At 64.8% G+C, this 26,929-nt stretch carries 22 protein-coding genes; 17 read left to right on the top strand and 5 right to left on the bottom strand.

The window, feature by feature from the left end:
* Window positions 1–134: 134 nt before the first annotated feature.
* From FY036_RS05665 to FY036_RS05640, 6 genes are all read left to right on the top strand, one after another.
* The gene (locus FY036_RS05665; protein ID WP_235897547.1) at window positions 135–1,529 is read left to right on the top strand and encodes a hypothetical protein; all 1,395 of its coding nucleotides are present in this window, start codon (window positions 135–137) and stop codon (window positions 1,527–1,529) included.
* A gap of 158 nt (window positions 1,530–1,687) precedes the next feature.
* The gene (locus tag FY036_RS05660) at window positions 1,688–2,992 is read left to right on the top strand and encodes an ABC transporter substrate-binding protein (protein WP_148913743.1); all 1,305 of its coding nucleotides are present in this window, start codon (window positions 1,688–1,690) and stop codon (window positions 2,990–2,992) included.
* A gap of 78 nt (window positions 2,993–3,070) precedes the next feature.
* Window positions 3,071–3,952 (top strand): branched-chain amino acid ABC transporter permease, encoded by an 882-nt coding sequence (locus FY036_RS05655; RefSeq protein ID WP_148913742.1) that lies wholly within the window; start codon window positions 3,071–3,073, stop codon window positions 3,950–3,952.
* Window positions 3,949–4,914 (top strand): branched-chain amino acid ABC transporter permease, encoded by a 966-nt coding sequence (locus FY036_RS05650; protein ID WP_148913741.1) that lies wholly within the window; start codon window positions 3,949–3,951, stop codon window positions 4,912–4,914. The genes FY036_RS05655 and FY036_RS05650 overlap by 4 nt, the downstream gene beginning before the upstream one ends.
* Complete coding sequence (locus FY036_RS05645; protein WP_148913867.1) at window positions 4,911–5,648, top strand: ABC transporter ATP-binding protein; 738 nt, start codon at window positions 4,911–4,913, stop codon at window positions 5,646–5,648. The genes FY036_RS05650 and FY036_RS05645 overlap by 4 nt, the downstream gene beginning before the upstream one ends.
* Complete coding sequence (locus FY036_RS05640) at window positions 5,641–6,348, top strand: ABC transporter ATP-binding protein (RefSeq protein ID WP_148913740.1); 708 nt, start codon at window positions 5,641–5,643, stop codon at window positions 6,346–6,348. Before FY036_RS05645 ends, FY036_RS05640 begins: the two co-directional genes overlap by 8 nt.
* Here the strand turns inward: FY036_RS05640 and pncA are convergent.
* Complete coding sequence (gene pncA, locus FY036_RS05635; protein WP_148913739.1) at window positions 6,345–6,944, bottom strand: bifunctional nicotinamidase/pyrazinamidase; 600 nt, start codon at window positions 6,942–6,944, stop codon at window positions 6,345–6,347. The two genes, FY036_RS05640 and pncA, sit on opposite strands and share 4 nt — an antisense overlap.
* Window positions 6,945–7,075: 131 nt before the next feature.
* Between pncA and FY036_RS05630 the strand changes: the two genes are divergently transcribed.
* Genes FY036_RS05630 through FY036_RS05605 form a run of 6 tightly spaced genes read left to right on the top strand, consistent with a single transcriptional unit; the run spans window position 7,076 to window position 14,062 of the window.
* Window positions 7,076–7,942 (top strand): FAD binding domain-containing protein, encoded by an 867-nt coding sequence (locus FY036_RS05630; RefSeq protein WP_148913738.1) that lies wholly within the window; start codon window positions 7,076–7,078, stop codon window positions 7,940–7,942.
* Window positions 7,939–10,674, top strand: coding sequence for a molybdopterin-dependent oxidoreductase (locus tag FY036_RS05625; protein ID WP_148913737.1), 2,736 nt, complete (start codon window positions 7,939–7,941; stop codon window positions 10,672–10,674). The genes FY036_RS05630 and FY036_RS05625 overlap by 4 nt, the downstream gene beginning before the upstream one ends.
* Window positions 10,671–12,197, top strand: a complete 1,527-nt coding sequence (locus FY036_RS05620) for a 6-hydroxynicotinate reductase (RefSeq protein WP_148913736.1) — start codon at window positions 10,671–10,673, stop codon at window positions 12,195–12,197. Before FY036_RS05625 ends, FY036_RS05620 begins: the two co-directional genes overlap by 4 nt.
* Complete coding sequence (locus FY036_RS05615; protein WP_148913735.1) at window positions 12,194–13,069, top strand: UPF0280 family protein; 876 nt, start codon at window positions 12,194–12,196, stop codon at window positions 13,067–13,069. The genes FY036_RS05620 and FY036_RS05615 overlap by 4 nt, the downstream gene beginning before the upstream one ends.
* The gene (locus tag FY036_RS05610; protein WP_148913734.1) at window positions 13,062–13,646 is read left to right on the top strand and encodes an amino acid synthesis family protein; all 585 of its coding nucleotides are present in this window, start codon (window positions 13,062–13,064) and stop codon (window positions 13,644–13,646) included. The genes FY036_RS05615 and FY036_RS05610 overlap by 8 nt, the downstream gene beginning before the upstream one ends.
* Window positions 13,643–14,062, top strand: coding sequence for a MarR family winged helix-turn-helix transcriptional regulator (locus tag FY036_RS05605; RefSeq protein ID WP_235897546.1), 420 nt, complete (start codon window positions 13,643–13,645; stop codon window positions 14,060–14,062). The genes FY036_RS05610 and FY036_RS05605 overlap by 4 nt, the downstream gene beginning before the upstream one ends.
* Here FY036_RS05605 and FY036_RS05600 read toward each other — a convergent pair.
* Window positions 14,042–15,790, bottom strand: coding sequence for a hydantoinase B/oxoprolinase family protein (locus FY036_RS05600; protein WP_148913732.1), 1,749 nt, complete (start codon window positions 15,788–15,790; stop codon window positions 14,042–14,044). The two genes, FY036_RS05605 and FY036_RS05600, sit on opposite strands and share 21 nt — an antisense overlap.
* The gene (locus tag FY036_RS05595; protein WP_148913731.1) at window positions 15,787–17,847 is read right to left on the bottom strand and encodes a hydantoinase/oxoprolinase family protein; all 2,061 of its coding nucleotides are present in this window, start codon (window positions 17,845–17,847) and stop codon (window positions 15,787–15,789) included. The genes FY036_RS05600 and FY036_RS05595 overlap by 4 nt, the downstream gene beginning before the upstream one ends.
* 171 nt (window positions 17,848–18,018) lie before the next feature.
* Between FY036_RS05595 and FY036_RS05590 the strand changes: the two genes are divergently transcribed.
* Window positions 18,019–18,846 carry a ferredoxin--NADP reductase gene (locus tag FY036_RS05590; RefSeq protein ID WP_148913730.1) on the top strand — a complete coding sequence of 276 codons (828 nt, stop codon included), beginning with the start codon at window positions 18,019–18,021 and terminating at the stop codon, window positions 18,844–18,846.
* Between the two features lie 9 nt (window positions 18,847–18,855).
* On the opposite strand, the gene FY036_RS05585 is transcribed toward FY036_RS05590, so the two are convergent.
* On the bottom strand, window positions 18,856–19,995 hold the full coding sequence (locus FY036_RS05585; RefSeq protein WP_148913729.1) for a GGDEF domain-containing protein: 1,140 nt from the start codon (window positions 19,993–19,995) through the stop codon (window positions 18,856–18,858).
* 113 nt (window positions 19,996–20,108) lie between these two features.
* Window positions 20,109–20,570 carry an Lrp/AsnC family transcriptional regulator gene (locus FY036_RS05580; RefSeq protein WP_148913728.1) on the bottom strand — a complete coding sequence of 154 codons (462 nt, stop codon included), beginning with the start codon at window positions 20,568–20,570 and terminating at the stop codon, window positions 20,109–20,111.
* 146 nt (window positions 20,571–20,716) lie between these two features.
* Here FY036_RS05580 and FY036_RS05575 point away from each other — a divergent pair, with 146 nt between their 5' ends.
* The 4 genes from FY036_RS05575 to FY036_RS05560 form a co-directional block, all read left to right on the top strand.
* Window positions 20,717–24,142, top strand: coding sequence for an indolepyruvate ferredoxin oxidoreductase family protein (locus FY036_RS05575; protein WP_148913727.1), 3,426 nt, complete (start codon window positions 20,717–20,719; stop codon window positions 24,140–24,142).
* A 103-nt stretch (window positions 24,143–24,245) separates the two neighbouring features.
* A complete protein-coding gene (locus FY036_RS05570) occupies window positions 24,246–24,614 on the top strand; it encodes a YciI family protein (protein ID WP_148913726.1) in 369 nt (122 codons plus the stop codon).
* Window positions 24,611–25,870 (top strand): RNA polymerase sigma factor, encoded by a 1,260-nt coding sequence (locus FY036_RS05565; RefSeq protein ID WP_148913725.1) that lies wholly within the window; start codon window positions 24,611–24,613, stop codon window positions 25,868–25,870. The genes FY036_RS05570 and FY036_RS05565 overlap by 4 nt, the downstream gene beginning before the upstream one ends.
* Before the next feature lie 292 nt (window positions 25,871–26,162).
* Window positions 26,163–26,929: HAMP domain-containing protein (locus FY036_RS05560; protein ID WP_161601099.1), on the top strand; the 767-nt coding region annotated here is incomplete at its 3' end.

The raw sequence follows: 26,929 nt of genomic DNA, 5'->3' as shown, positions 1-26,929 counted from the left end.
GGCGCCATTTGCGGCAGGGCCGTTTCCATGACCTCCAAACGTGTCTAGTCTCCGGCGGTGTGCAAGGGGCAGCCACCAACATGCTTTTTTCAAACCGAACACGCGGGATGCGGCCAGCCGGGAGATGGGGCATCGTGTTCGGACTGGCAGGCCCGGCTCTCTTCCCGGCCGAGGCGTTGGCCCATGCCGCAGACCGTGGCCATGTACTGCTGCTTCCCACGGGCTACTACCTTCTGGGAGGCGCTGCCGCCGTCGCGCTGACATTTCTGGCGCTGGCTTTCATGCCGCCATCGCTGCTGGAGGGGCTGGCGCGGGTCAGACTCGCGATCGGCTCTGTGCCCACACGCCTGCGCATGGTCACAAGCGCCGCGACGTTCCTGCTTCTGATCGGCCTCGTCACCGCCGGCATTCTCGGCAGCCGCGACCCCCTTTCAAACCCGCTGCCGCTTGTGTTCTGGACGGTCTTCTGGATCGGGCTGACGTTGCTCCAGGGCGTCGTCGGCAATCTCTGGTGGTGGATCAACCCCCTCTACGCCCCTTGGCGCGCACTGACGGGGCTGACGGGCCACCGCGAGGGGTTCGTCCCAATGCCCGACAGATTGGGTTACTGGCCGGCGGTGGCGCTTTTCTTCGGCTTTGCGTGGTTCGAGCTGGTCTACCTAGCGCCCGACGATCCCGCGCGACTGGCCACGGTCGTGACCATATACTTCTCCGCAAATCTCGTAGCTGCCCTGGCCTTCGGCTACGAGGAGTGGACGCGGCGTGGCGAATGCCTGTCAGTGTTTCTGGGCATGATAGCCCGCCTTGCGATCGTCGAGGGCAGCAAGGTCGAGAGTGGCCGCCGTCGCATCGCACTCTGCCTGCCGGGCGCGAAGCTCGTGTCTGCGGAACCGCTGCCGCCCAGCGGCACGCTGTTCCTGCTGCTGGCGCTGAGCACGGTATCGTTCGACGGGCTGATGCGCACCTTCCTCTGGCTCGGCCTGTTCGGCGTGAACCCGCTCGAATTTCCCGGCCGCAGCGCGGTGACCGGCATCAGCAGCTTTGGGCTGCTGGCGACCTTCGTCGTGCTCGGGGCGGCCTTTCACGCGGCGGTTGCTCTGGGCGAGAGACTGGCCGGCGCATCTGAAAGCATCTCGTCGGCGGCGGGCGCGCTGGTGTGGTCGATCATCCCCATCTCGATGGCCTACCACTTCTCTCATTACCTCACCAGCTTCGTCATCAACGGCCAATATGCGCTGGCCGCCCTGTCGGACCCTTTGATGAGCGGCGCGGATCTCTTCGGCACCGCTGGCATGCATGTGCAGGCGGGCATGCTCATGGGCGCGGAGCGGGCGTGGCTTGTGTGGAACCTGCAGGCGGCGGCCATCGTCGGCGGGCACCTGCTTGCCGTGCTCGTCGCGCACGCGGTGGCGTTCCGGCTGTACGGCTCGGCGGATGCCGCAACGCGCAGCCAGGTTCCGCTGGCCGTGCTGATGGTGCTCTACACCGTTTTCGGCCTGTGGCTTCTCTCGTCGCCCACGGCTGCGTGAGGCCGAAGATTTCCCTGTCGCCTTCCGTTGCGGAATTGATCTGTTGCCACTTCCAAGGAATGGTGATTTAGTTTGTACACATGCAATTTTCTGCAGTGCGGAAATGCATCGTAAACGGCGGAACGCTCGTCAGCAGGCAGACGTCAAGGGGAACCCAGATGACCGATATTCGTAAGCCTTCCAGCCTTCTCACATCCACGATTTCAAGACGAAACGCGCTCAAGGGACTCGGCGCTGCGGCCGCCATCGGCACCGCGCCCGGCTTCGTGCGCTACGCGCAGGCCCAGTCGTCTGCTCCGATCAAGATCGGCTTTCAGGCGCACCGCACCGGCATCGGCGCCGCCTACGGCCGCTGGTACGAGCGCACGACGGCTGCGGCCGTCAAAGCCATCAACGACGCCGGCGGCATCAACGGCCGGCCGGTCGAGATCATCACCGAGGACGACGGCACCGATGCTGCGCGCGGCGCGGAGGTGGTGGAGAAATTCGCCAACCAGCACCGCACCGACATCGTCTACGGAACGCTGTTCAGCCACGTCGTGGTCGGCTCGGCCCCGGCCGCGGGCGAGCTGAAGATACCCTACTACGTGGTCAGCGAGGGCTACCATGTAGCGTCAGGCAAGATGAACCGCTACGTGCTTCAGCCGGGCATCACCGACGTGCGTGCTCAGTGTCGCTCGGTCGCGCCTTGGATCACGTCGAATGTCGGCAAGAAGATCACCATGATCTATCCCGACTACGCATTCGGCCACGATCACCGCGACTTCTTCGGCCCGGCTGCGGCCGAGCAAGGCGGCGAAGTGGTCGCACAAATCCCGATCCCGCCGACAGAATCGTCGTTCACGCGCTACTTCCCGCAAATCCCCGCCGATACCGACGTGATCTATCACGTGATGGTCGGGCCGGCGGTGCTCACCTTCGTCAAGGAACTGGGAGAGTTCTACGGCGGCAGCGGGCCGAAGCTGTTCGGCTTCATCGACAGCCTCGAGGCGGTAAACATCAACAGCCCCGGGCTTGAGTTCCTTGAAGGCAGCCATTTCTGGGAAGGCATGCCGCGCTACCTGCAGGAAGACGCTACTGATGCCGAGAAGGCCTATCGCGAGGCTGTCGGGCTCGACGAGACAGGCGCCAGCGTCAACGATGCCAACGACGTATCGACGGCGGCGCACATGTTCGGCTGCTGGGAGACGCTGCACATTATCAAGGACGCGATGGAGGCGGCCGACTATCGCGGGCCTGAGGATCGCGCCAAGCTGATCGAGGCTACCGAGGCGATGACGGAATTTCCGGAAGGGCCTGCACATCCGCAGGGCGCCAAGGTGTTCAACGGCAAGATCCATCAGGTGTTCGGCAGTCAGAGCATCTCGGTCGTCGAGAACGGCAGGCTCAACGTCGTGCATCGTACCTCCATCGAGGACGGCATGTACGAGCCGGAAGCGGACTACACCACACAGCCGCTTTGATCGCCGGTTGCGGCTTTCGCAACTCAGTTGGACATGAAGCGCGGACGCTCCGCCCGCGCCAGGGAAAACGCGTTCTGAATGGCTTTCGGACCCTACTTCCTGCTGGCAACCCTTGAAGGCCTCGTCACGGCGGCGGTGCTTGCGCTTACCGCGCTGGGCCTGTCGCTGGTCTTCGGCGTGATGCGCGTGGTCAACGTCGCGCATGGCGAGTTCTTCATGCTCGGCGCGGTGCTGGCGTGGGCCGTGTCCACGGCTTTTGCCGGACATCCGTCCATCGGCTTCGCCGCGGCGCTGCTGGTCGCGCCGTTGGTAGTCGGCGGTGCGGCGCTGCTTTCCGAGCGGCTGGTTCTGCGCCGGCTGAACTACGATCCCGAAGCGACGATCGTGGCCACCATCGGCATGCTCTATATCATCCAGCAACTCGCGCTTACCTTCTACGGTGCCGATGCGAGGCCGGTTCAGGCTCCGTTCAACGTGCGCATCCAGCTGCCTTGGTTCGGCTATTCCGGCTACAAGCTGTTCGTCATCGGCGCTGCCATCGTGCTGATGCTGGCGACATGGTTCGTGCTGACGCGCACCAAGGTCGGTCTCCTCATGCGCGCCACGCAATATGACAGTGAGACGGCGCAGGCTTTCGGCATCCCGGTCGACCGCGTCTATGCAGGCGTGTTCGCGCTCGGTGCGATGCTGGCGGCTGTCGCAGCCGTGCTGATCGTGCCGATCCAGCAGGCGCATTACCTGATGGGCCGCGACCCGCTGCTGCTGTCCTTCATCGTCGTCATCATCGGCGGGCTTGGTTCGCTGCGCGGCACGGTGATCGCGGCATTGCTGATCGGACTGTCCGACGGCATCATCTCGGTTTTCTTCTCGCCGACGCTGGCCAAGATGCTGGCGACGGGCCTTGTCGCCATGGTGCTGGTCTTCCGCCCGCAGGGCTTGTTCGGGGTGCCTGCACGATGAGCGCCGTCGGCAGCAACACACGTGTCTGGGCGCTGCATCTGGGGGTTATCGCCCTGCTCCTCGCGGCAAACTTCGTGCTGCCGGAATATCATCGCGGCGTGTTCTCGCGCGTGCTGGTGCTGGCGACCTTCGCGATGGGTTACAATTTGCTGTTCGGCTATACCGGCCTGCTCAGCCTCGGCCACGCCATGTTCTTTGCGGCAGGGCTCTACGGGGCCGGGCTGCCTGTCTACCATCTGGGCTGGAGTGTCCCCCTATCATTTGGCACCGGCATCCTTGCGGGCGGGACGCTTGCGCTCGTGATCGGCGTGCTGGCGCTGCGCACCACGGGTGTGGCGTTCATGATCGTCACGATGATGTTCGCTCAGGTCTTCTACCTGACCACGCTCTACTTCACGACATGGACGCGCGGCGAGGAAGGGCTGGTCCTGTCGCAGGCGATGCGGACAATCGACCCCGCGGGGCTCGACATCAGCCTCAGCAATCCGTCTACCCGCTACCTGATCGCGCTGACGCTGTTTTCAGCCGTCCTGCTCCTGATGTTGCGGCTGGTGCGCTCGCCCTTCGGTCGCACGCTGGTCGCGATCCGCGAGAACGAGGAGCGCATGCGGATGCTGGGCTACGACGTCTTCCGCGCCAAGCTGACCGCGGTCGTGCTGTCGGGACTGTTCTGCGCTTCAGCCGGCGCGGCCTACGGGCTGCTCTTCGGGTATGTCGGCTCCGGCTTCGCGTCCATCCAGTATTCCATCCTGCCGCTGCTGTGGGTGCTGCTGGGTGGCGCGGCAACGACGCTCGGGCCGCTGGTCGGCACGCTCTTCATGTTCTACATCATCGACTACACTTCCGGCTTCACCACGGCCTACCTGCTGCTGGTCGGCGTCGCGCTGATCCTGCTCATCCTGTTCTTCCCCAAGGGGCTTCTGGGCACCGTGCGCGAAAGGTGGCTGAAATGGCTGCCGTGACCCCGCTGATCGAAACCCGGGCGCTGTCGCGGCATTTCGGCGGGCTAAAGGCCGTCGAGGCGGTGGACTTTACCCTCCAGCCCGGTGAGATCCGCGCGATCATCGGGCCCAACGGCGCCGGCAAGACCACCTTCGTCAGCCTGATCTGCGGCCGCATCGCGCCGAGTTCCGGTTCGATCGCGCTGGATGGGAACGACATCACCCGATTGCCGGCACACAAGCGCGTGCTGGCCGGCATCGCCTACACGTTCCAGATCACCAGCATTTTCCCGAAGCTGACGGTCTACGACAACGTCGCGCTCTCGGTACAGCGCAGGCTTCTGAAGGCGGGGCGTGTCGTGGCGGGCGAACTCGACGCCGGCGTGGCACAGGCATTGGCGCGTGTGGGGCTTGCCGATCGTGCGCAGACCCTTGCCGGCAATCTCGCCTACGGCCACCAGCGCCTTCTGGAAGTGGCGATGGGTCTGGCGCTGGAGCCGCGCCTCCTCATCCTCGACGAGCCCACGCAGGGTCTCTCCGACGGCGAGATCGAAGGCTTCATCGCGCTCGTGCGCGAGATCGCGAAGGAAGCCACCGTACTTCTGATCGAGCACAACATGCCCGTGGTCATGCAGCTTGCGCAAAAAATCACGGTGATGAATTTCGGCCGCGTGCTGGCCGAAGGCAGTGCAGAAGAAATCCGCGCGAATGCGGCGGTGCAGGAAGCGTATCTAGGGACCGGACGCGATGGCTGATGCGCTGAAAGTCGCCGGGCTGGACGCCTTCTACGGCGAGGTGCAGGTGCTGCGCGGCTTCGAGCTTTCGCTGCTCAAGGGCGAGGTGCTCTGCCTGCTCGGGCGAAACGGCGCCGGCAAGACCACCGCGCTCAAGGCGATCATGGGACTGGTCTCCGTGCGCGCGGGATCGGTCTTGAAGGACGGGCAGGATCTGTCAAAGCTTTCTGCGCACGAGGTTCCCAAAGCCGGCGTCGCCTACGTCCCGCAGGGCCGGCGTCTCTTTGCCGAGATGTCGGTCGATGAAAATCTCGAGATCGGCCTCTCGACGCGAGGCAAGGGCAGGCAGACGCGCGAATCCGTGCTCGAACTTTTCCCTGTCCTGCGTGAGCGCCTGTCACAGCGTTCGGGTACGCTGTCGGGCGGCGAGCAGCAGATGCTGGCGATGGCGCGTGCGCTATGTCTGGAGCCCGACGTGCTGTTGCTCGACGAGCCGACGGAGGGGCTGATGCCGTCGATGATCGGGCGCATTCGCGAAGTCGTGGCCGGCCTGCGCGAGCGCGGCGTCTCGACCATTCTCGTCGAGCAGCGCGTCGATGCGGTGCTGTCTCTGGCCGACCGCGTCGCCTTCATCGAAAACGGGCAGAACCGCGAAACGGTGGGTGTAGAACAGGTCCGCGTCGACCCGGGTTATGTCCGGCGCTATGTCGGCGTGAGCTAGCCCAGCCTGACGCCCTCGGCAGCCATTTCGTCCTTCATCGCGGCCAGCGATCCGTCCAGGTCGATCGCACGGCAGGCGTCGAGAAGTACTGTCGCCGAAAAGCCCGAGCGCACCGCGTCGAGCGCGGAGTAGGCCACGCAGAAATCGGTAGCCAGACCGACCAGCGTCAGGTCGGATATGCCGCGTTCGCGCAGATAGCCGGCAAGTCCCGTCGGCGTACGATGGTCGTTCTCGAAAAACGCCGAGTAGGAGTCGATGCCTGGGCGAAAGCCCTTGCGGACAATCAACTCGGCCTTGGTCCATTCCAGCTGCGGATGAAATTCCGCTCCGGCCGAACCCTGGACACAGTGGTCGGGCCACAGCGTCTGCTGGCCATAGGGCATCTCCACCGTCTCGAACGGGTTCCTGCCTGGATGCGTCGAAGCGAAGGACGAGTGTCGGGCGGGATGCCAGTCCTGCGTCAGCACGACGTGGTCGAACTCGCCGATCAGCCGGTTGACGAGCGGCACGATCTCGTCGCCGCCTGCAACCGCTAGCGCGCCGCCGGGACAGAAATCCTTCTGCACGTCGATGACGATCAGTGCCTTGTCGGCCATGGTGTGTTTCCCCTTGTGCGCGGACGTTGCGACAGGCTTACGGCGAATTGCCGGCTTGGCAAGAGGCGAGTTCGGATATCATTTGCATACGAACGAATTTCGGCGCATGCTTCCCAATGGGAGCAGGAACGATGCGATACGCGAAACCGAAGTCGACAGACGAGGCACTCGCGCTACTGGCAGAAGGGCGCTGGCGTCTTCTGGCCGGCGGCACCGACTTTTATCCCGCGCAGGGCGCACGACCCATTCGCGAAGACATACTCGACCTCAACGGACTGTCCGACCTTCGGCACGTATCGGAAACGGAGACCCATTTCGTCTTCGGCGCGCGGGCAAGCTGGACCGATATCATCCGCGCGAAGCTTCCACCTGCGTTCGATGCGCTGAAACTCGCCGCCCGCGAGGTGGGTTCGGTACAGATCCAGAACGCAGGAACCATCGCGGGCAACCTCTGCAACGCTTCGCCGGCGGCGGATGGCGTGCCGCCGCTTCTGTCTCTCGACGCCGAGGTCGAACTGCGCTCCTCGGACCGTGCGCGGGTATTACCGCTTGGCGATTTCATACTGGGCAATCGCCGCACTGCGCTCGGCCCGGGCGAAATGCTCACGGCGGTGCGGGTGCCGAAGCGATCCGCCGCCGGCCATTCGCATTTCGTAAAGCTGGGTGCCCGCCGCTATCTGGTGATCTCGATTGCCATGGCGGCGGCCCGCATCGTGACGGACGAAGACGGCCGGATCGAGGAAGCGGCCATCGCGGTCGGTTCCTGCTCGGCGGTAGCTGTGAGATTGACCGCACTGGAGGCGGCGCTGCGGGGCGAGGTGGAGGGTGGTGCGCTGCATCACCTCATCAACGCGCATGATTTTGATGAGTTGTCGCCGATAGACGACGTGCGCGCGACGGCCGAATACCGCCTTAACGCCGCACGCGAGATCGTTTGGCGCGGTATCGCGCTCGCGCTCGCGTCTTGTGCTTCGGTGAAAGAGGGGGTGGCTGCATGAGCATGGCGTCCATCCCCCTGTCGATCGAGGTCAACGGGCAGCCGTATAGTGTGGAGGTGCCGCCCGTCATGCGGTTGTCGTCGCTTCTGCGCGACGAACTGCACCTGACCGGGACAAAGGTAGGATGCGATGCGGGCGATTGCGGCGCGTGCACGGTTCTGGTCGATGGCGCGCCGGTCTGCTCATGTCTCGTTCCTGCCGCCGGTGTCGACGGCGCGCGAGTGACCACCGTGGAGGGACTGGCGAACGGCCGGCTTTCCGCCCTGCAGGAATCGTTCCTGCGTCACGGCGCGGCACAATGCGGCATCTGCACGCCCGGCCTGCTGGTCACGGCCACGGCGCTGCTGGAAACGAATCCGAAGCCCTCCGAACAGGAGGTGAAGGACGCGCTCGGCGGCGTGCTTTGCCGCTGCACCGGCTATCGCAAGATCGTCAAGGCGGTGATGGAGGCGGGCATCGCCCCGCCCCAACCGGCCAGCGGCGGGAGTGGCGTCGGCGCGTCCGTCCCACGGCTGGATGGCGAGCCCAAGGTCTGCGGCTCGGAACTGTTCGGCGCCGACGAGCGGCCCGAAAATGCGCTGGCGGTTCTCGTCATCCGTTCCCCGCATTGGCATGCGCGCTTTTCGTTCGGCGATCTCGATGCCTTCGTCGAAAGGCATCCGGGCGTCGTGGGCGCCTTCACGGCAAAGGACATTCCGGGGCGCAACCGCTTCGGCGTCATCCCGCCCTTCGCCGACCAGCCGGCGCTGGCAGAAGGCGTTGCCCTGTTTCGCGGCGAAGCGGTAGCGGTCGTCGCCGGAGAGCCCGAGGCGATCTCGCAACTGGATATTTCCGCGTTTCCGATCACATGGGAAGAACTGCCCCACGCGCTGACCGTGCCTGAGGCGCGCAACGGTTTCGCGCCATTGCATCCTGGCCGCGAGGGCAACATCCTCCTGCAAGGAGTCGTGGAGCGCGGAGACGTGGACGCGGCGTTGGCCGGTGCGGCGGTAACCGTCTCCGGCTCGCTCGAGACCTCGTATGTCGAGCATGCCTACATCGAGCCGGAGGCCGGCTATGCCTTCATGGACGGCGATACGCTCGTCATCAAGGCATGCACCCAATCGCCGGTGATGGATCGGGACGATACGGCGGCTATCATGGGAAGCTGCGCAGACAATGTTCGGATCATACCCAGCGCCACAGGAGGCGGTTTCGGCTCGAAGCTCGATCTGTCCGTCCAGCCCCTAATCGCCCTAGTGGCGATTAAGACAGGTCGACCGGCAGCCCTCGTCTACTCCCGTCAGGAATCCATGGCCTCCACGACCAAGCGCCATCCCGCCCTGATGAATGCCACCATCGCCGCGGATGCGGACGGGCGCATCGCGGGCATGGTTTTCGAAGGCGATTTCAACACCGGGGCCTATGCGAGCTGGGGGCCGACGGTGGCGACCCGTGTGCCGGTCCACGCGTCTGGTCCGTATTTCACGCCCAACTATCGGGCACTCGGTCGCGCAGTCCACACCAACGGCCCCATCTCAGGCGCGTTTCGCGGCTTCGGCGTGCCGCAGGCCGCGCTCATGCAGGAAACGCTTTACGACGAACTGGCGGAGAAGCTCGGCATCGACCGTCTGGAGTTTCGCCTGAACAACGCGCTGCGGGACGGCCAGGCAACGGTCAGCGGTCACGTGATGGAAACCGGCGTCGGCATCGCCGCCTGCCTCGAAGCGCTCTCGGAGCCGTGGCAAAGGGCGCTTGTGGAAGCAGACGCCTTCAACGCCGCCAACGAAGCCACGAAGCGCGGCGTCGGCGTGGCCTCCTGCTGGTATGGCTGTGGCAACACCGGCATTCCCAACCCGTCCACGATGAAGATGGGCATCACCGCCGACGGGCGGCTGGTGATGCATCAGGGTGCTGTGGATATCGGGCAGGGCTCCAACACGGTGATACCGCAGATCGCCGCCGAAGCGCTGGGGCTTCCGCTGGATGATTTCACCTTCGTCCATGGCGACACGGCGTTGACGCCCGATGCGGGCAAAACCTCCGGCTCGCGCCAGACCTATATTTCCGGCAAGGCTGCCGAACTGTCGGGCAAAGCCCTGCGGGAGAGAATACTGCGCTATGCCAACGTCTCCGATGCAGCCCGGCTGTCGCTGGACGGCGGCGTGCTGACCCTTCGGGAAGGCGAGGCCAGCCGCACCATCGCGCTCGCCGATCTACCCGCCGACGAAGACGGGTTCGTCTTTGCCGCATGTGAAAGCTACGACCCGCCGACGGTCCCGCTCGACGCGAAGGGACAGGGAAAGCCCTATGCCGTCTACGGCTGGGGCGCGCAGATTGCCGAGCTCGAGGTCGACATGAAGCTCGGGACCGTGAAGCTTTTGAAAATCACCGCCGCCCACGATGTCGGCCGGGCGATCAATCCGCTGCTGGCAGAAGGCCAGGTCGAGGGCGGTATCGCGCAGGGGATCGGCCTTGCGCTTATGGAAGAGTATGTTCCCGGTCGCACCGAAAACCTGCACGATTATCTCATCCCGACGATCGGCGACGTGCCCGAGATCGAGACGATCCTGATCGAGGTGCCCGACCCGGAAGGGCCGTATGGCGCAAAGGGGCTTGGCGAGCATGTCCTGATCCCCACCGCGCCGGCTATCCTCAACGCGATCCGGCATGCCTCGGGCGCCAGGATCGAGAAGGCGCCGGCAACGCCCGACCGCGTGCTCAAGGCGATCCAGAAGGCGCGGGCGTCATGAGCGAGCTTTCAGAGCGTTTCGAGACACACGATCCCGGCGAGGCAAAGGCCGGCGAAAAGCTGCGCTGCGATGCCTGCCCGGTGATGTGCTACATCGCCGAGGGGCGCACCGGCGCATGCGATCGCTACGGCAATTTCGGTGGCCGTATCGTGCGCTGCGATGCCGTAGCGGTGCTCGACTACCGGGTTGAAAACGGCGGCGAGGTCGTCCCGCTCGCCAGCGAGGAGTGGGACGGCAATCCGGTCAATCGAGCCCGCCGTTTCGTCAGCGGCATTGGTGCTGGAACCACCTATCCCGACTTCAAGCCCGCACCCTTTATCGTCAGTCAGGAAGTCGAAGGCGTCGATCTGGTCACCGTGGTGACGGAGGGCATTTTCTCCTACTGCGGGGTCAAGGTGAAGATCGACACCGACCGCCATATCGGGCCCGAGACCGCCACGGTGTTTTCGCAGGGCGAGCCGGTCGGCCACGTGACGACGGCCGAATACGGCTCGCAGATGCTGTCGCTCGGCGGCGTGCGTCACCTCACCGGCGGCTCCAAGAGCGAAGGTCGCGTGACCTGCGATACGATGCTGGCGCTGTGCAACAAGCAGGCGGTGGAGCTTTCCATCGACGGCGGGTCGACCGTGGTCGTGCAGGCGGGTCAGCCGCCGGTCATCGACGGGCGCGCCGAGCATCGCATGCGGGTGGGGTGCGGGTCCGCCACCATCGGCATGTTCGCCACGCAGTGGAAGGATCTGGTGGACGAGGTGGTGGTTGTCGACGATCACATCACCGGCGTCGTATCCGAGCATCAGGCCGGCAAGGTCATTGGCTGGCCCGATACCGGTATCAAGATCATCGGGCGTCGCTCGACGCCGGGTCGCTATTTCAAGGTATCCGAGCCCGGCCTCGGCTGGGGCGGCACCACGCTTACCGACCCCTTGGAAATACTCGGTCCGTGGAACCAGAAGAAGGGCGCAAGGCCCGGCCTGTCGCTGCTCATGGTGTCCACCACCGGCGAACAGTTCGCCTATTTCGAGCTGGACGATGGTCTCGTTCCCGTCGAGAAGCCGTTCCCAGATCGCTTGCGCAAGTCGGTCGATCTGATCGAGGACAATTGCGAGCCCGCGCTCTGCACCGTGCTTTTCATGGGCGGGGCCGGCGGCTCGCTTCGCGCCGGCGTGACCGAGAACCCGGTGAACCTGACGCGCTCGGTCCAGGGGTTGCGGACATATGTCACCTGTGGCGGTGCGCCCGTGTACATCTGGCCGGGCGGCGGCATCACGCTGATGGTTGACGTGATGCGCCTGCCCGACAACGCCTTTGGCTATGTCCCGACGCCGGCGCTGGTGGCGCCAATCGAGTTCACCCTGCGCCGGGATCATTACGAGGCGTTGGGTGGCTATGCCTCGCAGGTTCGCTCGGTCGAGGATGTGCTGGCGGCTGGCGGCGAGTATTTCAACGAGCGGACGGCGACAGCCGCGCCGGCTGGCAACACCTGGCCGCCTCTCGCCCAGCTTCGTCGCGAGCGCCCACAATGATCGGCCCTCAGGCGGCGATGCTTTCGGACGGACGGCGGCTGCATCTCAATCACGGGCCGATCGACCTGATCGTCGAGGCGTTCGGCGACCCTATGGAAGTGGATGCCGCTTATAGGCAGGCCAAGCTTCGTTTCGATACCGTTCTGATCGAACTCGTCGGCGAGCTTGCCGAATTGCGTCGTCCGGCCTGCGCCAACCCTCGCTCTTTCACCGGTGCGACGGCTCGGCGGATGGAACAAGCGGTCTGCCGAATGTCCGGCCGGTTCATCACGCCCATGGCAGCCGTGGCCGGCAGCGTGGCCGATGAGGTTCTGGCGGCAATGACATCCGGTCGGCGCCTCGACCGCTCCTATGCCAACAATGGTGGCGACATCTCGTTTCATCTCGCGCCGGGCATGCAAATGAGGGCGGCAGTTGCCGGCACCGGCCATGGCTTTGCCGACAGGGTGACGATCCGGTTTGAGGATACGGTTCGCGGCATCGCCACCAGCGGCTGGCGCGGGCGCAGCCATTCACTGGGCATCGCCGATGCCGTCACCGTCCTAGCGCGTGACGCTGCCTCGGCCGATGCCGCCGCGACGCTCATCGCCAACGCAGTCGATCTGCCCGGCCATCCGGCGATCAAACGAATGCCGGCAAACGACCTTGCACCCGACAGCGATCTGGGGTCACGAATGGTAACCACTGCGGTTAGTCGCCTGTCTGCCACAGAGACGGCCGATGCTCTGGAAGCCGGGCTTCTTGTGGCGGAAGAATTTGTCGGGCGCGGGCTTGTCTTGTCGGCTGCACTGTTTCTCAACGGCGAGCACCGGGTGGCCGGCACGCTCCCGTCCGACCGAAACTCCACGGGGAGGGAGCTGGCCCATGCCTGAATTTGCCATCCGCAAGATTGCGGTGTTCACCGAGGAAATCCTGCATGACGGCGGACCGAAGCCGGACACGGCGCGCCGCCGCGGCGCAGCGATGGCGCTGGTGAAAAACCCGTTCGCCGGTGGCTACGCGGACGAGCTTCAATCCGCGATGGACGATCTGAAGCCGCTCGGTCGGATGCTGACGAACAGGCTCATTGCCGCGCTTGGCGGCGACACCGCGGCGATCGACGGTTACGGCAAGGGCGCGATCGTCGGGACGGCGGGCGAGATAGAACACGGCGCGCTGTGGCATGTTCCGGGAGGTTATGCGATGCGCGAACGGCTGGGCGTTTCGAAGGCTATCGTGCCCTCGGCGATGAAGGTCGGCGCCTTCGGCAGCCGGCTCGACGTGCCGCTCGGCCACACCAATGCCGCCTACGTTCGCAGCCATTTCGACGCAATCGAGGTCGCCGCGCCGGACGGGCCACGCCCGGATGAAATCCTCTTCGTGCTGGCCATGGCCTGCGGCCCGCGCATCCACTCGCGAATGGGCGGGCTGGAGGCTTGGCAGGTCAAGGGCGAGGACGGCCTTCGGTGAGTGGCGACCGGCCTTATCATCTGGAAGACCAGATCGGCTTCGTGCTGCGCAAGGCCAGCCAGCGCCACATTGCGATTTTCGCGCGCCACATCGGCGAGCTGACGCCGCCTCAGTTCGCCGCTCTGGCAAAGCTGGCCGAGGTCGGCGCGACCTCCCAGAACCAGCTGGGCGCGCTGATCGCCATGGATGCGGCCACCATCAAGGGCGTCATCGACCGCCTGAAAGCGCGGGGCCTCGTCGATCTCACCAAGCATGACGAGGACAAGAGGCGGCTCGTCGTCAGTCTCACGGCGACCGGACAGGAAGCGGTCGAACGGCTGTTGCCGCTGGCGCGGCACATTACCGAACAGACCTCCGCACCTCTGAACGAGCGCGAGATGGCGACGCTGATGCGCTTACTGGCGAAGATCAGCTGAGCGCAGCCGCACGGTCGCTTGCTCGCTTACTGTCCCGTTTTCGAGCACGACCGCGAACAGCCGCTTCGCGTCGTCGGCCGTGTAGTATCCGAGCTCCACGTCGCGCCGCACGGCCTGAGGGTCACGCATCCGTGGATCGCCGTATCCACCACCGCCGGGCGTGCCGACACGAACGCGGTCGCCGGCGGAGAGCGGAATGTCCTGCTCCTTCGAAAGATGCTTTGGCACATGCGCCTCGCCGTTGCGGAAGACGGTTACGGTGTTGACCGCCCCGTCATCGCCGCCCAGAGCGCCCTGCGGCCCGTAGCGGCCGTGATCCATGACGAAAGAAGCGCGCGCGTCGCCTCTCAGCAGCTCGATCTCGTAGTCGAGGCCGAGCCCGCCGCGCTGCTTGCCCGCCCCTCCCGAGCCTTCGCGCAGGCGATAGTGGTTGTAGAGGATGGGGTAGGCCTGTTCCATGATCTCAACGGGCGGCGATTTGGAGATGCCGATCGTGGAGCACCCGTTCGAAAGCCCGTCATGGTCGGCATTGCCGCCATAGCCGCCACCGGAAAGCTGGTAGAGAACGAAGGGCCGCCCGCGCTGGGGGTCGAAGCCGCCGAGCCCGAAATTGCCGCTCGAGCCAGCAGGCGCGGCCGTCACCTTGTCGGGCAGCGCCTTCACCATGGCAGAGAAGACGGCCTCGGCGATGCGTTGGGATACTTCCGCCGCGCAGCCCGAAACCGGCCTTGGGTACTGCGCGTCGAGGAACGTTCCTTCCGGCCGCAGGATGACCAGCGGCTCGAACGCTCCCGCGCTGATCGGCACATCCGGAAAAATGTGGCGCATGGCGAGATACACCGACGAATGCGTCGTCGCCAGAACCGAGTTCATCGGGCCGAGGCAGGGCTCGCTCGATCCCGAAAAATCGAAGGTGAGCGTGTCGTCCTTCTTCTCGACAGCGAGCCTGATCTCCAACGGCTCATCCACCACCCCGTCCGAGTCCACGAAGGCGACGCCGAGATAGGTGCCGTCATCGATGGCGGCGATGCGGGCGCGCATCTGCATGGCTGCGCGTCGGCGCAACTCCGCGATTGCCGTTACAACCGTATCGTCTCCGTAACGATCCAGGATTTCAAACAACCGGTCCCGCCCCACCTGCAAGGCGGCCGCCTGTGCCTTGATGTCGCCGATGCGCTGCTCGGCGATGCGGATGTTGGACGTGATGATGGCGTAGATTTCCGGGTCCAGCACGCCCTTCTTGAACAGCTTGACCGGCGGCAGCCGCAGCCCTTCCTGCTCGACCGCGGTGGCGGAAGCCGAAAAGCCGCCCGGTACCGCGCCGCCGATATCGGGCCAGTGGCCGGTATTGGAGACCCAGCAGAATATCGCGCCGTTGCGCCAGACCGGCATGGCGAAGCGCACATCCATGAGATGCGTACCGCCAAGGTAGGGATCGTTGACGATGTAGATGTCGCCTTCTTCCGGCGGCAGGACGCGGCCCTGCGCGATCATCTCAATCACCGTGCGCGTCGAATACTGCATGACGCCCACGAAGACCGGCAGGCCGCCCACCCCTTGGGCGATCAGCGAGCCGTCCTCGGCCGAGTAGATGCCGTCGGAGCGGTCGTTGGCCTCGGCGATGATCGGCGAGAAGGCGGAACGGGAGAAGGCCAGGTCCATCTCATCGCAGACCTGCTGCAAGGCGGCCTCGATGACGGAGAGCGTAATGGTGTCGAGCGCGCTCATCTTGCCACCTCGATGATGATGTTGCCGTCAGCGTCTCCCGTCGCCCGGTCGCCGGGTTCGATGACAGTGGTGGCGTCGAGCTGCTCCAGGATCGCCGGGCCTACGATATGTGCATCGAGCGGCAGTTTCTCGCGCGCGTAGACCGGCGTGTCGATCCACTCGCCGTCGAACCAGGCGGGGCGGGTTTCGGTCCGCGCCGCATCCAGTGTCGCCTCGCGCCCGGCAGGGTCGATCAGCACCGACAGGTCGATCTGCTTGCGCTCGCCGATGACGGAGGTGTTCAGATTGACGAGATTGGCGCGGATTTCCGGCAGCGAGACCTTGAAACGCGCGAAATAGGCCTGCTCGAAAAGCGTCTGCACTTCCTGCCGCGACACAGTCGCGCCGGGCAGCGAGACGTTGATGAGATGGGTCTGCCCGACGAACTGCATGTCGGCCGAGTGCATGACGCGCACAGTCTCGGGCCGCACCGCTTCCTTGGCGATCAGGGCGCGGCCTTCGTCGGCCTGTTCGTTCAGGATCGCGGCAAGCAGGCCCTCGTCCAGATCGGCGACCGGCCGGTTCACCGTGCGCACGAAGTCATGGCGCATGTCGGCCACCACGCAGCCTAGCGCGTTGGTGATGCCTGGGCGCGCCGGCACGATCACCCTGGGGATTGAAAGCTCGCGCGCCAGAGCGCAGGCATGCAGCGGGCCCGCGCCGCCGAAGGCAAACAGCGCGAAATCTCGCGGATCGTGCCCCTTGGCGACCGACACCATGCGGATCGCGCCGGCCATCTTCAGATTGCCGAGCCTCAGCACGGCACCTGCCGCCGCAACGCCGTCCAGGCGGGCCCTGCGGCCGATCCGGTCTTCAAAGATTTGCGCAACCGTGCCGACGGAGACCGGGCTGTCCACCGCGAGCAGCTTGTTCGGGTTCAGTCGACCCAGGACGAGGTTGGCGTCGGATATGGTGGGTTCGATCCCGCCGCGGCCGTAGCAGATCGGACCCGGCGTCGCGCCCGCGCTTTCCGGGCCCACGCGGATGAGCCCCGCATCGTCGATCCTAGCGATCGAGCCGCCGCCCGCGCCCACCGTGTGCACATCGACCATCGGAACGTGGATCGGCATCGCATATTCGATCTCGATCTCGTTCGACACTGCGGGCCGGGCGTTGCGGATCAGCGCAACGTCGGTGGAAGTGCCGCCCATGTCGTAGGTGACGACGTTGGCGAAGCCGGCACGCCGCGCGGTATAGGCGGCCGCCATCACGCCCGAGGCGGGGCCGGACATCACCGTCTTGGCGGCCTCTTCTGTCACGAAGCGGGCGGAGATCATGCCGCCATTGCCGTTCATCACCAGAAAATCACGGCCGTAGCCGCGCGACCGCAACTCGTCGGCCAGCCGGCCGATGTAGCGCTTGAGGATCGGCTGGACGGATGCGTTGACCGCCGCGGTAACGCCGCGTTCGAACTCGCGTGCTTCCGAAAGCAGAGAGTGGCCAGTCGTCACGTGCTCGTTCGGCCACATCTCGCGTGCGATCTCGGCGGCGCGCAGTTCGTGTGCCGGGTTGGCGTAGGCATGGAGGAAATGGATGACGAGGGATTCGCAGCCTTCCTCGATCAATCGGCCGATGGCTGTGCGCAGCCCGTGTTCGTCAAGAGGGATGCGCACCTTGCCTGAAGCTTCAAGCCGCTCGGAAACCTCAAGTCGCAGGTTGCGCGGGATGACGGGTGCGAAAACGCCGGTCATGCCATAAGGCTGCGGCCGCGTGCGACGGCCAAGTTCGATCACGTCGCGAAAACCGGCGGTGGTAATCATACCGGTCCTGGCAAGGCGGCGTTCGAGAACCGCATTGGTAGTGGTCGTCGTGCCGTGGACGATCAGGTCGATCTCGGATATGGGTCGCCCGGTCGCTTCGAGGGCGGACACAACGCCGAAAGCCTGGTTGTGAACGGTGGTCGGAACCTTGCCGACGCGCACGCGGCCACTATCTGGTTCCAGCAGCAGCAGGTCGGTAAAGGTGCCTCCGACGTCGATACCGGCGACAATGCCGTCTGCAGCTTCTTTCTCAGTCATGCGGGATTTCCGAAACGGAGAAACTGCCGAAGAAGCACAATTTGGAATACCGCCCTATGCTCTGATCTTGACGCAATAATCATTTGTATACTAATAATCTCGGGTGGCAAGCGCAGACCTTCCACCCGCCGAGACCTTCTTCCGGCCACCCGTCAGCACAGGATGCCATCGATGAACACAGCCGCGCGCCAGGACATCGGCACCGCACGCCCGATCGAGTTTCCCATTCCAGCCGGCGTTCATGCCGAGCGCGTGGTTTCGGTGAGGCATTATACGGATCGCCTGTTCTCCTTCCGCATCACGCGTCCGCAGAGCTTTCGCTTCCGCTCGGGCGAGTTCGTCATGATCGGGCTGCCGAATGCGGAGAAGCCGGTGTTCCGGGCCTATTCCATAGCAAGTCCCTCGTGGGACGAGGAACTGGAGTTCTTCTCCATCAAGGTGCCCGACGGCCCGCTGACGCAGCACCTGCAGAAGATCCAGCCCGGCGATACCGTTCTGATGCGCCAGAAGTCGACCGGCACGCTGGTGCTGGATGCGCTGACGCCGGGAAGCCGTTTGTGGATGATCTCGACCGGCACAGGCATCGCACCCTTCGCCAGCCTGATGCGCGACCCCGAGACCTACGAGAAGTTCGAGCAGGTCATCCTCACCCACACCACGCGCGATGTCGCGGAGCTCGCCTATGGCGAGGAACTGGCGCGCGACCTTGGCGCCGACCCGCTGATCGGCGAACTCGTCAACGGGCGCTTCGTGCACCATGCGACGACGACTCGTGAGGCCTTCGTGCGCATGGGCCGCATCACCACGCTGATCGAGAGCGGCCAGCTGTTCAGGGATACCGGCACCTCGCCCTTCGACCCCGCAGTCGATCGTGTGATGATCTGCGGCTCGATGGACATGATCCGCGACGTGAAGACGCTTGTTGAGGGTTTCGGGCTCACCGAAGGCTCGAACAACAAGCCGGCGGAATTCGTCGTCGAACGCGCCTTCGTAGGCTGACTTCTCGCCTCAGGCTACGGCCTGAAGTTCCGCCACGACCCTGTTGCGGCCGCCAGCCTTCGCCCGGTAGAGCGACGTGTCGGCACGATGCAGCACTTCCTCGAAGCTTTCGCCGTTATTCTCCACGAGTGCGACGCCCGCGCTGGCGGTGCCTGAAAGCGGCCCCTTGGCGGTAGCAACCTCGTTCTCGGCGAAGATGGCGCGAATGCGTTCCGCGGTGCTCGTGGCGAGCTTGAAGGATGCGTCGCGCAACACCAGCACGAATTCCTCGCCTCCGGTTCGCGCGGCAATATCGCCGTCGCGCAGATTCATCCGCACCGCGTCGGAAAAGCAGCGCAGCACCGCATCGCCCGCCGCGTGGCCATGGCGGTCGTTGATGGCTTTGAAGCCGTCGAGGTCGAACGCGATGATCGCGTGGCCGGGGCGTAGGTCCTGCGTCGCCATGCTATCGAAGAGGGCGCGGCGGTTGAGCAGCCCGGTCAACATGTCGGTGCGCGCCTCCAGCCGATGGCGTCTTGCCGCGCGGGCATGGTTCAGGCCCAGCGAGAGTGCGCCGATGCCGGTTATGCCGACGATGCACATGATGGCATTGAAGTGCTCGGCCCAGTTGTCCGGCCGGGCGCCCATGATCCATTCTGCCTCATGCATGAGGATGGTGCCGCAGGCGAAGAACGATAGCGCCGCCAGCATATAGAGCAGGCACAGCACCGCCATCGAAGAGGGCGCTTCCGAGCGCGCGTTCCAGTACTGGCCCGCCGTTGCGGCGAGGAAGCCGCCTGCCAGGAAATTGTAGATCATGATGCCGAGGCCGTCGAAGCCGAGCAGTATCGGCAGCGTCACCGGAACCACCGTCAAAAGCAGCGCGCTGACCTGCAGGAGCGAGGTTTGACTGCCGGTAAACTGTCGGGCCGCGACGAACACGATCACGAAGCCGACCACTTCCATGGTGAAGGCTGTGGCCACGATGGCCATGTTGTCGGGCGGCATAACCGAATAGAGGATGACGCCGCATCCCAGCAGCAGCATGCCCGCCGTCCAGCCGATAAGAAAGCGGTCGTCGCGATTGTGCAGCCAGACGCTCAGCATGGTCAGTGCAAGGGCGGCCGCACATATGCCGGCCGATATGAAAAGGGAACTCTGGTCGATCACTGATGCCGTGTCCGGATGGAGGATCCGCTTGTATCATGCGGCACATGGCCGGACCGTTTCAGTCTCGCGAAAGATGCCTGTGTGGTGAAGAATGTCTTACGCGCAAGCCGCCGTCATAGCGGCACAGCGGTCTCCTGCTTGATGTCCTTGAGCACGAGGTTGGTGCGGACATTCGCGATCCCCGGCAGGCGGAAGAGAAAGCCTTCGAGGAAGCGGTTGTAGGCATCCAGATCCTCGCAAACCACACGCAGGTGATAGTCGGCGTCGCCGGTGGTGGCGAAACAGTCGAGCACCTCAGGGCGGCGCTGGACCTCGGCAATGAAGGTATCGACGTGCCGGTGGTCGTGGCGCGTCAGCATGACATGGGCGATGGCGTGGAATTTCTGGCCGGTTCGGGAAGCGTCGACGATAGCCGCGTAGCGGCGGATGACACCTGTTTCCTCGAGCGCACGCACGCGCCGCCAGCACGCCGAGGGCGACATGCCTGCCTCGTCGGCCAGCTCCTGGTTCGAGATGCGGGCATTAGTCTGCAGGACGCGTAGCAGGCGCCGATCCTGTTCCGTCAGTTCATCCATCGAGCGCCTGCCAGTCGGTCATTTCTTTCATATTCTCCTTCTGAACGAAAGGATATGCCAAGAACGATCTGATTGCGAGGCATTCTGGAAAGTTCTGCCAGACCAACGGCGCTATCATGAGGATAGGCACCTGCAAGGAGGCACCCATGACCGCGCATCCGCCGCTCCGCGATCTCAAGCGCTACCGCCTCGAAGACCGCTACGCCCAGAATTCCGGCCGCGTGTTCATGACCGGCACTCAGGCTCTGGTGCGTATCGCGCTGGATCAGGCGCGGCGCGACCGCGAAGCGGGATTGAACACCGGCGGCTTCATCTCCGGCTATCGGGGCTCGCCGCTTGGTGGCGTCGATCTCGAATTGTGGAAGAACAAGAAGCTCGTGGCCGATGCCGGTATCGAGTTCCTGCCGGCGGTGAACGAGGATCTGGCGGCCACAGCAGTTCTGGGCTCCCAGCAGGTAGAGACCAACCCCGACCGCAAGGTCGAGGGCGTTTTCGCCATGTGGTACGGGAAGGGCCCCGGCGTCGACCGCGCGGGCGATGCGCTGAAGCACGGCAACGCCTACGGCTCGTCGCCTCATGGAGGCGTGCTGGTGGTGGCGGGCGACGATCACGGGTGCGTCTCGTCTTCGATGCCGCATCAGTCCGACGTGGCGTTCATGGCGTGGTTCATGCCGACGCTTAACCCCGCCAGCGTGTCGGAATATCTCGCGTTCGGCGAATGGGGCTACGCGCTGTCGCGGTACTCCGGCATGTGGGTGGGCTTCAAGGCCATCTCGGAGACGGTGGAATCGGCCGCCTCTTTCGATCTCCTGCCTGATCGCCGTTTCGAGACACCCGACTTCACGCCGCCATCGACAGGGTTGCACTATCGCTGGCCGGATCTCCCCGGCCCGCAGATCGAGGAGCGGATGGAGGCCAAGAAGCAGGCCGTGTTCGCCTTCGCGGAAGCCAATCGGCTTGACCGGCACATCTACGACGTGAGACGTGCACGCTTCGGGATCGTGACCACCGGCAAGGGCCATCTCGACCTGATGGAGGCGCTGCGGCTGCTGGGCATCGGCGAGGCGGAGTGTCGCGAACTCGGCATCGACATATACAAGGTCGGCATGGTCTGGCCGCTTGCCCGCCGCGACGCGCTCGACTTCGTGCGCGACAAGGAAGAGGTGCTGGTCGTCGAGGAAAAGCGCGGCATCATCGAGAGCCAGTTCAAGGAATATTTCTACGACTGGCCAGGCCACAAACCGCGCGTCATGGTGGGCAAGCGCGACGAGAACGGCGAACGCCTCATCCCGTGGACCGGCGAACTGTCGCCACGCCAGCTCGTGCCCATAGTGGCGAAGCGGCTCGACGGTGTGTTTCCGGACCAGGGGTTCATGGAGCGCGCGGCACGGATAACGCAGGCTCCGGCCATCTCGATCAGCGTCGAAGGGGCAACCCGCACGCCGTATTTCTGCTCGGGCTGCCCACACAACACGTCCACCAAGGTGCCGGAGGGTTCCAAGGCGCTGGCCGGCATCGGCTGCCATTTCATGGCGTCATGGATGGACCGCGAGACGACGTCGCTCATCCAGATGGGCGGCGAGGGCGTGAACTGGGCGGCTTCCTCGCTGTTCACCGGCAAGGGCCACATCTTCCAGAACCTCGGCGAGGGGACCTATTACCACTCCGGCTCGATGGCGATCCGGCAGGCCATCGCGGCGAAGGCGAACATCACCTACAAGATCCTCTACAACGACGCCGTCGCCATGACCGGCGGGCAGCCGGTGGACGGGCCCGTCTCCGTCCATGCCATCGCGCAGGAGGTGCGGGCCGAGGGTGTGGAGCGCATCGCGCTCGTCAGCGACCAGCCCGATAAATTCGCGGTCCGGGATTTTCCAGCCGGCACCACCATCCACCACCGGCGCGACCTCGACGCCGTCCAGCGCGAGTTGCGCGAGGTGAAGGGCGTTTCCGTCCTGATATACGAACAGACCTGCGCGACCGAGAAGCGCAAGCGCCGCAAGCGCGGAACGATGGAGGACCCTGCCCGGGTCGTCGTCATCAACGAGCTCGTCTGCGAGGGGTGCGGCGACTGCTCCGTCGAATCCAACTGTCTGTCGGTCGAGCCCATCGAGACGGAGTTCGGCACGAAGCGCCGCATCAACCAGTCTTCCTGCAACAAGGACTTCTCGTGCACCAACGGCTTCTGCCCCTCCTTCGTCACGCTCGAGGGCGCAAGGCGCAGAAAGAAGACGGGCGCAGAATTGGACCTCACCGCACTTGCGGCCTGCCTGCCCCAGCCGGAACTGCCGGCGCTCGACCGGCCCTACGATCTGCTCATCACCGGCGTCGGCGGGACCGGCGTCGTTACGGTCGGTGCGCTGGTCACGATGGCCGCGCATCTGGAGGCGAAGGGCTCGTCGGTGCTCGATTTCACCGGGTTCGCGCAGAAGTTCGGGCCGGTTCTGTCCTTCGTCAGACTGGCGCAGAAGCCGGAGGCGATCAATCAGGTGCGCATAGATAGGGGCGCGGCCGACGCGCTGATCGGCTGCGACATCGTCGTCTCCACCTCGCCCAAGGCATCGGCCAGTTACCGCCCGGGCATGAAGGCGGTCGTCAATCTGGCGAAGATGCCGACCGGCGATATTGTGCGCAAACGCGATGCCGACCTCGCCGTTGATCGGCGGCTGGGCGCGATCCGTGAAGTGAGCGGCGAGGGTGGGCTGGCCGCCATCGACGCCAACCATCTGGCCGAGCGGCTGATGGGCGACACCGTGTTCGCCAACGTGATGATGCTCGGCTTTGCCTGGCAGCAGGGCCTCGTGCCGCTGGGCGGCGCTGCGCTCGCACAGGCCATCGTGCTCAACGGCGTTGCCGTCGAGGCGAACCACAGGGCCTTCCTGCTCGGCCGCATCGCCGCCGTTGTGCCGGAAAAGCTCGGCGAACTGATCGCGCCCGCGAAGGCCGGCGGCGAGACGCTCGACGAGATCGTTAGCCGGCGTTCTTCGTTCCTCGCCGACTATCAGGATGCGGCCTATGCTGGCCGTTACCGGAAACTGGTAGAGCGCGTTCGCAAGGCGGAGGGGCTTTTAGGGTCCGAGCGCTTGACGGTTGCGGTGGCGCGTTCGCTGTTCAAGCTCATGGCCTGCAAGGACGAGTACGAGGTGGCGCGCCTGCATATGCAGACCGGCTTCGAGGCACGGCTGGCTCAGGAGTTCGAGGGCGATTTTCGCATCGTGCATCATCTCGCGCCGCCCTTCCTCGGCGGCGAAAGGGACGCGCGCGGACGCCCGCGCAAGCGCAGCTTCGGCCCGTGGATCAGGACGCCGCTCGCCCTCCTGGCGCGGATGAAGCGGCTGCGGGGCACCCCGCTCGATCCCTTCGGCTACACGGCCGAGCGGCGCGTGGAGCGCGAATTGATCGGTTGGTACGAGCGAAAGGTCGAGGCCGCCCTTGCGCGGCTGTCATCGGAGACACACGAGGCACTGTGCGCGCTGATGGAAAAGCCGATGCAGATACGCGGCTACGGTCCCGTCAAGGAGGATGCGGCGCGCAAGGTGAGAGCCGAGATGGAGGCCGGATTGCCGGGCTAGGCTTCCCGCTCCCACCTCTTGATCCAGCCGGCGAAAAAATTGGACCGGCCTGTCTGCCGGGAGCATAGTCGCGCGTCCTTGAACCGAACGATGAGGAAGCGTCATGCTTTATGCCCTTCTCTGCTACAACAACGAGGCGGCGGTCTGCGGTCTTTCCAAGGAGGAAGACGACGCGATGATGGGCCGCGTGCGTGCGGCCGAAGAGAAGATCGTCGCAAAGAGTTCCTTCGGGCCACGCCTGCGGCTGATGCCCACCACGGCCGCCACCTTCGTCAAGGCCGGGCAGGACCCGATGGTGATCGACGGGCCGTTCGCCGAGACCAAGGAGCAGCTTCTGGGCTTCTGGATCGTCGACTGCGCCTCGCTCGAAGACGCGATCGACGCCGGCAGGCATCTGGCGCGCGAACGGGAATTCGGCGGCATCGAGGTGCGGCCGATCTCCGCCTACCTACCCCCTTCGGAGGCAAAGTGAACGACCTTTCCTGGATAGATCAGGCCCTTTCCGCGGTTCGTCCGCAGGTCGTGGGCGCGCTGATGCGCTATTTCCGCGATCTCGATACGGCCGAGGAAGCCTTTCAGGAAGCCTGCCTTCGGGCGTTGAAGAACTGGCCTCGCAAGGGGCCGCCCCGCGATCCTGCTGCATGGCTGATCTTCGTCGGCCGCAATGCGGGCGTGGACGATATCCGCAAGCGCAGCCGCCAGCAGGCGCTGCCGGACGAGGAGGTCCTGTCGGATCTGGAAGACGCCGAGCCGTCCATGGCCGAGCGCCTCGACAGCGCCGACTATCGTGACGACGTGCTGCGGCTGCTCTTCATTTGCTGCCATCCCGACCTGCCCTCCACGCAGCAGATCGCGCTGGCGCTGCGCATCGTGTCCGGCCTCACGGTGGAGGAGATCGCCAGCGCCTTCCTCGTATCGGAAGCGGCGATGGAGCAGCGCATCACCCGCGCCAAGCGCAAGGTGGCCGCCGCGGGCATAGCGTTCGAGACGCCTTCGGCCGCCGAGCGGGTGGAGCGCATCGCCACCGTCGCCGCCATGGTCTACCTGCTCTTCAACGAGGGCTATTCGGCCAGCGGCGGCGAGGCCCATATCCGCGAGCCGCTCTGCGACGAGGCGATAAGGCTCGGCTACCTGTTGCTGCGCATGTTCCCGGCCGAACCTGAGCTGATGGGGCTGGTCGCCCTGATGCTGTTCCAGCACGCCCGCGTGCCCGCCCGCCTCGACGCCGAGGGCGAAATCATCCTGCTTGACGATCAGGATCGCAGCCTGTGGCGCGGCAAGCTCATCGACGAAGCCGCAGCCCTGATCGAGAAGGCCGCCCGTCACAGCCGTCCCGGCGCATACCAGATTCAGGCCGCCATCGCCTACGAGCACGCCAAGGCCAGACAGGCGAGCGACACCGACTGGTCTGCGATCGGACAGTACTACCGCATGCTGGAAGTGCTGAGCCCGTCGCCGGTCGTGACGCTCAACCGGGCCGTCGCGGTGTCGAAGCATGAGGGGCCTGCCGCCGCGCTCGACCTGATCGAGCCGCTTGCCGGACCCCTTTCCGGCTATTTCCATTTCCATGGCGTGCGCGGCGCGCTGCTGCTCGAACTGGGTCGCGACCGCGAGGCGCGCGGCGCATTCGAAAAGGCGATCTCCATCGCCAAGACGCCGGCGGAGGCAGCCCATATCCGAAGGCATCTCGACCAGCTTCAGCTGCGCGTCGTCGGTGCGTTGTCCTGATTAGCCCCACACTTCGATTCGCTCTCGAAACGATCTCGGCGGATTACCCGAGCGCCTCTCGTGCAGCGGCGACCGTGACACCTTATGATGGGCAAGGTCCGATTCGGACTCGAAACAAATTGCCCCTCAGCGCCGATATCCTTAACTTTTAGCGGTTCAGGCAAGGGTTTATTAGGCGCTTATTAAGTTTGTCACGACATGAGTGAGGTGCACGCTCGGGGGAATGGGTGTGCGCGGGGAGCTCCGGAGCGTGAGACGCACCGGGGCGGGATCACGAGACTTGGGGGTCGCCGTGTCGTTCACAAATCTGAAAATCGCGCACAAGCTGGGGCTCGCTTTTGCAGCCGTCATCACGACCATCGTGGTCATGACGGCCGTCATCTTCTGGAACCTGCAAAGGCTCGAAGATGCGGTGTATGCCGAAGACAGGGCGGGCACCTCCATTGACATCATCACCAATGCGCAATTCAGGCTTGCGCGGCAGGAAAACTCCTATCGCGGGTTCCTGCTCACCAACAACGGCTACTATCTCGAACGGCTGGCCGCGCATCGCGCCGCCTTCGACGCCCACCTGACGCAGCTTCGACAGGCCAGAGCGGGCCATGAGGGTGAAGCCGAGATCGCAGCCCAGCTCGATGCCGCCACAGCCGCAATGGATACCTGGCAGCGCGAGGTCGTGGACGAGGGTGTGACGCTCTTCGCGAACCCCATCTTCCGATACAAGGTTCTGGACATGATCGGCCCGGACGGGCAGGCCGACCAGCACATGTCCGTCGTCGAGGACGCGATGGATGCCCTGCTCGAATACGAGCGCGCAGAGTCCGCGAGTGCCATCCAGTTGCGCGATGCCGCAACCGTGCTCACCGAGCGCGTGCTCTATGTCGGTGTCGGCATTGCAGTCGTCATCGCGATCATGCTCGGCTACTTCTTGACGCGTATGATCGCCTCGCCCGTCACGTCCCTGACGGGTGTTATGGGTCGTCTTGCGTCTGGCGACAACGCGGTCGAGGTTCCGGCGGTTGATCGCGGCGACGAGATCGGCGAGATGGCGAAGGCGGT

The organism is Neoaquamicrobium microcysteis, from assembly GCF_008180155.1.
GTDB classification, from domain to species: Bacteria; Pseudomonadota; Alphaproteobacteria; order Rhizobiales; family Rhizobiaceae; genus Aerobium; species Aerobium microcysteis.
The sequence above is the reverse complement of the archived record's forward strand: the minus strand, read 5'-3'. Positions and strand labels throughout refer to the sequence as shown.

Coding starts and splice junctions, on each gene's coding strand:
- FY036_RS05615 (WP_148913735.1), top strand. CDS start 12,194: ATGATCGGCCCTCAGGCGGCGATGCTTTCGGACGGACGGCGGCTGCAT.
- FY036_RS05575 (WP_148913727.1), top strand. CDS start 20,717: ATGACCGCGCATCCGCCGCTCCGCGATCTCAAGCGCTACCGCCTCGAA.
- FY036_RS05620 (WP_148913736.1), top strand. CDS start 10,671: ATGAGCGAGCTTTCAGAGCGTTTCGAGACACACGATCCCGGCGAGGCA.
- FY036_RS05655 (WP_148913742.1), top strand. CDS start 3,071: ATGGCTTTCGGACCCTACTTCCTGCTGGCAACCCTTGAAGGCCTCGTC.
- FY036_RS05580 (WP_148913728.1), bottom strand. CDS start 20,570: ATGGATGAACTGACGGAACAGGATCGGCGCCTGCTACGCGTCCTGCAG.
- FY036_RS05570 (WP_148913726.1), top strand. CDS start 24,246: ATGCTTTATGCCCTTCTCTGCTACAACAACGAGGCGGCGGTCTGCGGT.
- FY036_RS05630 (WP_148913738.1), top strand. CDS start 7,076: ATGCGATACGCGAAACCGAAGTCGACAGACGAGGCACTCGCGCTACTG.
- FY036_RS05600 (WP_148913732.1), bottom strand. CDS start 15,790: ATGAGCGCGCTCGACACCATTACGCTCTCCGTCATCGAGGCCGCCTTG.
- FY036_RS05650 (WP_148913741.1), top strand. CDS start 3,949: ATGAGCGCCGTCGGCAGCAACACACGTGTCTGGGCGCTGCATCTGGGG.
- FY036_RS05610 (WP_148913734.1), top strand. CDS start 13,062: ATGCCTGAATTTGCCATCCGCAAGATTGCGGTGTTCACCGAGGAAATC.
- pncA (WP_148913739.1), bottom strand. CDS start 6,944: ATGGCCGACAAGGCACTGATCGTCATCGACGTGCAGAAGGATTTCTGT.
- FY036_RS05640 (WP_148913740.1), top strand. CDS start 5,641: ATGGCTGATGCGCTGAAAGTCGCCGGGCTGGACGCCTTCTACGGCGAG.
- FY036_RS05660 (WP_148913743.1), top strand. CDS start 1,688: ATGACCGATATTCGTAAGCCTTCCAGCCTTCTCACATCCACGATTTCA.
- FY036_RS05590 (WP_148913730.1), top strand. CDS start 18,019: ATGAACACAGCCGCGCGCCAGGACATCGGCACCGCACGCCCGATCGAG.
- FY036_RS05595 (WP_148913731.1), bottom strand. CDS start 17,847: ATGACTGAGAAAGAAGCTGCAGACGGCATTGTCGCCGGTATCGACGTC.
- FY036_RS05625 (WP_148913737.1), top strand. CDS start 7,939: ATGAGCATGGCGTCCATCCCCCTGTCGATCGAGGTCAACGGGCAGCCG.